We start from the raw sequence: 6,934 nt of genomic DNA, 5'->3' as shown, positions 1-6,934 counted from the left end.
TCGGTATAAAAAAAATTTTCATCTTCATCCAAGAGCAAATGTTTCGCGCATTCTCTTCCCTCCTGAGGAGGTCCTTCCCCTCCACCGGAGGGGGAGGGGCGAGGGGTGGGTTGACTCGGTCCTCCTAGATTAACTATCTAATTACACCGATGCTACCGGATTTGATATGATGACTGATTTAGAGAGAAGATGCAGTATCAGGAGCAATTTTGACTCCACCTTCTTTATTAATTGTTGGTTTGTAATTAGAAGGCTAATCCAGATAATTACTATAGCCTGGCACACAGCAACTGGAAGGGAGTGAAAGGAAGTTATTTCAAAGGTTTAAGAGATTACTTCCTTTCGTCGCTAATCACCACTTGTCAACCGGACTTGATATTAAGCCTCTGTTTTAACAAAGAACAATGTGATACGGGGACCGATTTCAATTCCACCGCGATTAGGGGAAACCCATTTATTAATGTACTTTTGACCATCACCACAGTAGTCTACACACATGATAGCAATTCCCAAAGTTATGAGGTACAGTTGTTTTTCTTCTTTATCTATTCCCTGTTCCCTGTTCCCTGTTCCCTCAAACCTAAAATTTTGTACCTCACCAGTATGGGAATTGCTATATTAAAATTGCTGTAAGATGAATTCAAAAGTTCCCAAAATTAATGCTTCCGGTGTTGGGTAGTAGAGTACACCCTTCTGTTGTATAGTCCATTTCAAACGAAAGCAAAACTCTTGCCAAGATACATAACCGTTACCGTCAACATCTAACAAATTGCTAATCATCTCCCTTTGTTTTCCTGTGACATGAACACCTGTGAAAATATCATCAAGAAAATGATTGATGGGTATCTCTTCCATTGTTTCAGGAATCTCTGGGTTTTGCCAAAATATGCTAGGTTTTGAAGTCAGTTCCTCTATACTTTCATGAGACGGCGAATTAATTTTTTCTGACAACTTTTTCCATCGTTGTTTGAGACTAACGATCAGTGGGTGTTCATCAGGAACATCGCTGTCTGAGGTAATAATTTTCAGCATAGACGATGAAATACATCCTCCGCTATATTCGTATAATTGCGCTAACCCAGTAATAGTATTATAGTCAAAGCTTTGTCCGCGAATTAAGTGATCATCAATTTTTTCTTCCATCTTTTTGCATAAGTTTTCATCCCATCCGGTTTTTTCTGGTTCGCCGAATCGTTCAATCATAGCTTGACGTAGCATTTCGGCATTGGCAAAATCGCTGATTCTTACAGTCTGCTTGACACCAATCATACTAGCAACGGCACCCATTTTATCTCCCATGAATCCATGCCATCCACCGAACACGAGATCGAAAGCTTCCTTACCATAAACTTCCTGGTCCCTAGGGACAGGTTCTTTTGATGCAATTGTATGTACTTTGCGCGCAGCTTTAATAATGGCTGGCAGGTTGTATGTACGAGTTACAAATTTATTGCCAAGCCTAGCTAGATTTGTTAATGTAATACTTGAGCATGAATGACCCAAAGCTGCTCCAGCCTTGCAAACAGCACTCCATATCCCATCAGCACCATTTGCCAATGCTTCTAAAACCGTTGACTCTGCCAAACCAAAACCACAATGTACATGAACAAGTAGCTTACCATTTGACCAATTTGCCGAAATCATGGTTTCACGAATAATGCTAGTCAGTTTGCTTACAGTTTCTGGCAGCAAAAAACCCGTTGGTTCCTCTATCATCAGTCCAAAGGGACGCCGATCGCTAGGCAGATTACCCAAAGCTTCAACGAGATGGAGCGCTCTGGTTAAACCCTCTGTATCAGTTTCAAAATTTGCGAAATCTCTCAAATTTACAAGGAGACGTGGAGGAAGTTTTTGTTCGCCCCGTGGCATCAAATTTTTATTACCCCACTCCACTTGGTTTAAAATAAATTGGTTAAGATCGAACTGCTGATAATTGATGGCAGGACTACATAAATCTATTTCGATAATCGCATTACTCATCTTATGATCGTTGACCATTTCCAACAATCCATCTGCTGGCTCATCAATGGGAACTCCATATTTATCTAAAGCACTGTAAGCTTCGCTAAATCCCCACATATTATCTAAAGTTCCACCCAGATCGATCCAATGTTTAGGAATTTGGTCATCAACATTTCTGTTAGAACCATAAGTGCCAAGAATCACTTCATTTAGTTCAGTTTCAGCAATAGATTTTAAGATATTTATTTTGTCTTCAAGGACATGACCACGAGCAGTTCCCACAGTGGTTTCACGAACAGAATTATCTAGAACAAAGATTTCTAGTTCTTGTAGGGTTTTAAGTTCCTGATCTGCTTCACTGCTTGCCCTGTCGATTATACTTTTGAATTTGTTCATTTTTCTATCACCCTCTAAATTTTTTTTACTATAATATCAAATCTGGATAATTACTATACTCAAGTCATTGCGACTGGAACGGAGTGGAAGGAAGCAATCTCCGCGCATCCTTGAGATTGCTTCCTATCGTCGCAATGACGACTGTTCAATTGGATTTTATATAACAAGCGCATTAGCAATAATATACACAGGACTTACGCATAACCAGCATATCTAGTAGGGGGCGATTTCCTCCGGAATGCTGCGCAAACGCGAATCGCCCCTACAGATGGTGTATGACTTAATATTTTGCGTAAGTCCTGATACATTTAGTCGCTACGCCGCTTCCACAAACTGACCAAGGATACCACATACTGAAACTTACGAGCGTGTTCCCGAATTAGGAAGGGCATATCCTGCGTGTCGAGCAACTCAAAATCTTGGTTTAGCTCTCCTTGCAATACAGTCAAGGAATCCTCACCATCATGTCCGCCCAGCCAAGCATCCCGTGGAGTGAAACGCTCATCCCAGGTAAACGGTGTGGCTAGCACCAGTAGTCCACCTGGCCGTACTAGACCGCGTGCGCCACACAACCGACCGAGAAATCCTCTAGGACTAGGTAGACGACAAATAAGATTAGCCGCTAACACCACATCAAACCCAACGAGTTCGGGGGGCAACCCACAGGCATCGGCACGGCGAAAATTCACTATACGGCGATCCAAGTCTTCTGGCAAGCAAACTTCAGCTTGGCTGGTGTTTTCCCCCTCATCCCGACGACTATAAGCTAGTCTGCCTTTGCGACGTAGGGTTTCGGCTGCTTCAATAAAGGTGACACTGAGGTCGATCCCTAACACTGACTCGCATCCCCGGGCTAACTCGAAGGTTGAGCCACCAACGGAGCAGCCAACATCTATTGCCCGATCCTTCTTGATTCCCAGGCGATCGGCTGTCTCCAAGGTTAGTTGAGCAATACGCTGGGGAAATCCCACGGCATTCTTGGGGCCGAAATTGTATGGCATTACTTCATCAGCAAACTCATAATGCAGCATCAGGTTTTCTGCCAAAATTTTCTCACCTTCATAGGCTTTAACTCCATTGCTTTGGCTACTAATCAGTACCGCATCGCAGCTTGCGTCACCATCATCAGATCGCACAAGCCTGAATCCTGCGTGCTGGAAGAAGTGACGCCGGAAGTGAAACCTTGCCCACTGGGTGGCTTCATCTCCAGTGCTGATAAAAGAGCCACCAAGAATCATCTTATGTTCGCCATCGAAGCAAGGGGTACTAAAGTCATCATAGATCCGGTGAACGCGGAACCCTTCTAAGGGATTGAAGTCATCCTCACACCAATGCCAGACATTGCCGAAGACATCGTAAAATCCAGCTTCGTTAGCTGGTAAAGCATTCACTGGAGTTTCCGAACCCCAAGTTAAATTCAAATTAACTGGCGGGTTGCCCCTACGCAAGCAATGATGTTCGGCTTCCGTTAAAAGTCTGTAGGGTGCAGGGCTGTTATCCTGCTCAGTCTTCCAGGCACAGTAGGCTTTCGCTTCATACCAGTTGACACCAACAGGCCAAGACCAAGGCATCTCTACCACCTCAAATATTGTCCGCAGTCGGTATTGGTGCAGTCCTGCTGGTCCATCAGCAACCCAGAAAGTAGGCCATTTAGTATTGCGATTTTGCCTCCAAGCCCAGCCCTCTTCTGTCCAGTATTTCGATTCCTGGTATCCGCCTGCAACAACAAATTCGTAGAATTCACGATTAGTAACTAAGTATTGACTGGCTTGAAAACTCCGAACCCTTACCTGCCGTGAACCATACTCGTTGTCCCAACCAAAATAGGGTTCTCTCCAAGGCTTACCCAAGGTGACAGTTTTGCTGGAAATGGCGATTAACTCGTTCTCAACGGTATGACTCTCTGCAAATGCTGAAGGATGCAGGTTTGGCCATGCTTCTGGACGACGCAAAACCGACAGTGGTAACTCTCGTAGCAAGACACTGGAGGTTTCGATGTGGATGCGTTCGTGTTCAAATCCTAGGAATAGTGCCCATGCGGGATTGTCCATCGCAATCGGTGGATGGCTGTCTTCCAGGTCGGGCAGGGTTTCAATCAATTCCCGGATAATTTTGTAGGTGCTGCGTCTGTATTCAACAACTTCACGAACTGACGGCCAATCCATTTCATTCTTGGACATATCGTCCCAGGACATCTCATCAACACCTGTTTCAAACAATTGCTCGAAGTATGGATTAATCGACTCGTGGATGAGTCCAGCTAGCCGAAGCTTATTGATGTAGAGTACGGCAGGGTGGCATAGATAGAATATTAGAGGATGACGAAGTTGGTGGTAGGGTGGATCGAGGAATGCCTGTTCTCCTTGTAGTGCTGACAACAAAACTTCGGTCATTAGCCAGCCATTATCAAAGTAGTCCAGAACTTCGCGGCGCGTGCAGGTGGCTAGATTTGGGATCGGCAATGCTTTTAGGACTTCTGTAGGTCGCAGCCCAGTCCACCACCAATCTGGACAAGGGTCAATCAGGGGATCTGTTTGATCTTTCTCCCCTTTCTGCTCAGGAGAGAAGAGTGTAGTTAGATCTAGATTTGGATTACGTGTTAAAGTCATTATACTTAGTCTTTGATAATAATATGAATTATTATCAAACAATTGAATCAAATTATAGGCGATCGCTGTCCTTAGCCAGATTATCAGTTAATGAAACACGATACAAGCAAAGGAGATGGGTGATTGGGTGATGAGGAAATTTCTAATACCGTTTCACGGAAGTTAAAAGTCATGCATCAAGTGCTAATTGGTGAGGTTCCTATTTCCTGCGGAAACGCTCCGCGAACAGAATGTAAGACGCATATCTGACAGTCAAAAGTAAGATTTTATAGGCTTAAGAGTTTGATGCTACAGTAATTTCAGGCAATTATTTCACATAGGGGGTTTGAAACTATTTGTGACATCTTTAAAGTGAATTGGTATAACTAGCACAATTTTTGGCGTTGCATTATCAAGGGATGATTTTGATATCTGACCAAAAATTTGCTCTTAGTTTATTAACAGTTTCAGATGCGTGCAAATTTAATCATCATCCCGCAACTATGCAACGCCCAATTTTTTGTATTTCATATTACCCAAATGATGGTTTGAACTTAGGAGTCTAGCTTCCTGTTTGACAGTAGACGAATGATATCAAGTCCGGTAGCATTGGTATTGTAAGGTAAGGGTAAGGAAGAAGGCTTTAGTTATCTAGGAGAGAAGGCTTAAAAGCTGGAAAAAACTTAAATTTCCTGTAGATATTCACCCTAACTTTTACACAAACGATACCAGTGGACATGATATGACCGCAGTCTGCAACTTATCTTCAATAGCAGACTTAATATCAAATCTGCTTAATTTGGTATAAAAATAATGTTCTATCTTCAGCTTCTTTATAAGAAGAGGTAATTATTAATTATTAATTGTTAATTATTAATTGTTGAAACCGATGCTACCGAATTTGATATAATTTCGGTGGAAATTCCACCTAATTACACAAATATCCAAATTGACAGCAGCATTAAAGTCTCTGTCAGCTTGGAAGCCACATTCTGTACATTCAAATTAGAAGATTACAGAAAGAGGCGATCGCCATCAAATATGAATAAATTCATTGTACGGCGATCGCTATCCTCACCAATATTAATCTGGTATGGTCATCAAAGAGACAACTTAAGCCTCATTTTTGACAAAGAACAATGCGGTACGGGGACCGATTTCAATTCCACCACGATTAGGAGAACCCCACTTGTTAATATACTTCTGACCGTCACCGCCATAGTCTACACACATTTCAAAGTCGTACTGTAGTTCGTTGTAACAACCAACTCCTAAACCAGGCATTTTAGCAGCACTGACATCAAATGTTTCACCAGCTTTATTAATAATGGTTAAACCCTTATCTCCACGCTCGATCAAGAGTAAATTAGGACTGTCCGCACTGTCAGCAATTTCGTTACCATTGCGATAATATTGAGATTCTCCCATCATTTGTTGGTGAAATTTTGTGCCAGCAACAATTGTAGGGTCGAAAGCATCAAAAGTTAAAATCAAAGGCGTTCCTTCTTTTCTCCCTAAAACGTAAGCTGTTGCTAAAACTAAATCGTTCTTGTCAAATTTCCAATTATCAAACTGTCCTATTGCCCAAGTATCGTGGTTCCGAGCAAAGGTAACCGCATTGTCTCCAGGTACAGCACGCTGAGTATCTACTGGATTAATTAAAGAGCGTAAGTCTCCCCCGTAAGTAAAAGCACTTTTCAAGGTATTAACCAGTTGAAAATCTGTTACTTTGGGAAACACTGGAATATATTTCATGCTCTCGTCAAAGTTGCGACCGATCGCTTCACCATAATAAAACTTATCTTCAGGGATAATTTCGACTATCTTTTCCAAATCCTCAACAGAAATGTGTTTGACAGCATCAAAGCGGAAACCATCGATGCCAAGATCCATCAATTTTTGCATATACTCATGCTGTTTCTGTTGCACATAAGGTAAGTCTGTCCTCAAATCTGGCAATCCTTCCTTGTCATTGGGACTGCATAACA

The 6,934-nt window shown here is 42.4% G+C and carries 3 protein-coding genes and 1 pseudogene; all 4 read right to left on the bottom strand.

Going from position 1 to position 6,934, the window contains the following annotated elements; all coding sequences use genetic code 11:
- Positions 1-618: 618 nt before the first annotated feature.
- On the bottom strand, positions 619-2,358 hold the full coding sequence (locus tag F6K13_RS11740) for a hypothetical protein (protein ID WP_124145402.1): 1,740 nt from the start codon (positions 2,356-2,358) through the stop codon (positions 619-621).
- A 308-nt stretch (positions 2,359-2,666) separates the two neighbouring features.
- Positions 2,667-4,967: a 5-histidylcysteine sulfoxide synthase gene (ovoA, locus tag F6K13_RS11735; protein WP_124154354.1), complete on the bottom strand. Its 2,301-nt coding sequence runs from the start codon at positions 4,965-4,967 to the stop codon at positions 2,667-2,669.
- An 852-nt stretch (positions 4,968-5,819) separates the two neighbouring features.
- Positions 5,820-5,948, bottom strand: a pseudogene (locus tag F6K13_RS35095) (hypothetical protein); the annotation flags it as partial.
- A 111-nt stretch (positions 5,949-6,059) separates the two neighbouring features.
- Positions 6,060-6,934: alpha-amylase family glycosyl hydrolase (locus tag F6K13_RS11730; RefSeq protein ID WP_287287430.1), on the bottom strand; the 875-nt coding region annotated here is incomplete at its 5' end.

This window comes from Okeania sp. SIO2B9 (assembly GCF_010672505.1).
Classification (GTDB): Bacteria; Cyanobacteriota; Cyanobacteriia; order Cyanobacteriales; family Microcoleaceae; genus Okeania; species Okeania hirsuta.
The sequence above is the reverse complement of the archived record's forward strand: the minus strand, read 5'-3'. Positions and strand labels throughout refer to the sequence as shown.

Excerpts from the sequence above, each read along its gene's own strand:
- ovoA (WP_124154354.1), bottom strand. The coding sequence starts at position 4,967 with ATGACTTTAACACGTAATCCAAATCTAGATCTAACTACACTCTTCTCT.
- F6K13_RS11740 (WP_124145402.1), bottom strand. The coding sequence starts at position 2,358 with ATGAACAAATTCAAAAGTATAATCGACAGGGCAAGCAGTGAAGCAGAT.